Raw genomic sequence first — 1,691 nt, forward strand, 5'->3', positions numbered from 1 at the left:
TGTTGCCGCAGGCCGCCGGCCAGTGCGCGAAAACCGCTGCCGGGCCGCAAGCCTTCGCGCATGAAGAAGGCGCGCAGCGGCGCAAAGCTGCCCAGCACGTTGAGGCCGGCGCTGCGCGCAAGCTGGGCCGGCAGCATGTCGGACAGCAGCGACAAGTTGAGCAGGTTCACCGCGCTGCTGCGCGCCAGGATGTCGGGACGACGTCTTGTGTCATAGGCGGCGAGGCTGAGCCTCGACCCTGGATCGTCCCGGTTTTCGCCGGCGATTCCAATCAGATCTTCGATATCCCTGATGCCGAGGTTGAGTCCTTGCGCGCCGATCGGCGGGAAGACATGTGCGGCCTCGCCGACCAGCGCCACGCGGTTTTGCGCGAAGCGGCCGGGCGAGGCTGCCGACAGCGGATAGACCTGGCGGCCGGGCTCGACCGAGACCCGGCCGAGCATCGACTGCATCTGCTCCTCGACGCGGATGGACAGCGCGGCATCGTCGAGTGCTGCGAGTTCCTTCGCTTTTTCCGGCTTCACCACCCAGACGAGGCTGGAGCGTTTGCCCGGCAGCGGCACCTGCGTGAACGGTCCGGTCTCGGTGTGGAATTCGGTGGAGATGAAGCCGTGTTCGCTGCGATGGCTGAAATTGAGGACCAGCGCTGACTGGGGGTAGGGCCGCGCGGAGGCTTTTATGCCGGCCGCCTCCCGTGCCGGCGACAGGCGCCCGTCTGCCGCGACTGCCAGCGACGCGGAGACCTCGCTGCCATCGGCGAGGCTCGCACGGGCCTGGTCGGCGTCGAGCCGCCATATCTCCACCATCGACTTTCGCCACTCGATGCCTGGATGGGCGGCAACCGCCTTGGCGAGCACCGAGATCAGGATATTGTTCGGCAAATTGAGCCCGAACTGCTCCTCGCCGATCTCGCTGGCGCGAAAGGTCACCGTCGGGCTGCGGATCAGCCGGCGCGTCGCGTCGACGATGCGCATCACCTTGAGCGGCGCCGCCTGCGGCGTGAGCTCGGCAAGCACGCCCAGCCGGTCGAGAACCTTCAGCGAAGGGTTCATGAGGGCGGTGGTGCGGGCGTCGCTGCTGGTGACGTCGGGGCCCGCCAGCGTCACGGCAAAGCCTGCCTCGGCAAAGCCGAGCGCTGCGATCAGGCCGGCCGGGCCGCTGCCGGCAACCAATATGCGGGCTTTGTCGTTCTGCTCCACGCCAGGCTTCCATGGGTGATGGGCGGCCCCGTCGGACCTATATGCGGATATAGGGCAGATCGGCAGGGTTGATCAACGCGGCGATTCGGCCCATTCGATTGCCATGACCGGCCAGGAGCACGATTTCAGTCATCTAGACCGCGCCGGCCGCGCCACGGCGGGACTTGCGCGCAGCCCGCGCCTTGCGGTGACGATCACCATCAGCGCGGGCATTGTGCTTGCCTGGTTCATCCTCGCTGCCATGGCAATCCGCGGCGCCGAAAGCCGCTTTGCCGGCGCTCCGGGCGATGCGCTGCTGAAAGACCTGCCGCGATTGCCGTTGCCGGGTTTCCTCGACCGCTTTTTCGCTTTGTGCCTGACGCCGGCTCCGCTTGCAGGCGCCGCGGGCGCGCAGGCGGCGGCGCTCGTCCTGATGTGGTTCCTGATGGCTGTTGCGGCGATGCTGCCTTCGGCGGCGCCGATGATCCGAACCTATTGCGAGATTGCGGATAC

Annotated in this window: 1 protein-coding gene and 1 pseudogene; one reads left to right on the forward strand and one right to left on the reverse strand. The window is 67.3% G+C overall.

The window, feature by feature from the left end; translation table 11 throughout:
* A partial coding sequence (locus EOA29_RS35545) for a UbiH/UbiF family hydroxylase (RefSeq protein ID WP_127222330.1) occupies positions 1–1,199 on the reverse strand: 1,199 nt, incomplete at its 3' end.
* Positions 1,200–1,302: 103 nt separating this feature from the next.
* Between EOA29_RS35545 and EOA29_RS35550 the strand changes: the two are divergent.
* Positions 1,303–1,691: pseudogene (locus EOA29_RS35550) on the forward strand (DUF2182 domain-containing protein); the annotation flags it as partial.

The organism is Mesorhizobium sp. M1E.F.Ca.ET.063.01.1.1, from assembly GCF_003998155.1.
In the GTDB taxonomy this organism is placed as follows: Bacteria; Pseudomonadota; Alphaproteobacteria; order Rhizobiales; family Rhizobiaceae; genus Mesorhizobium.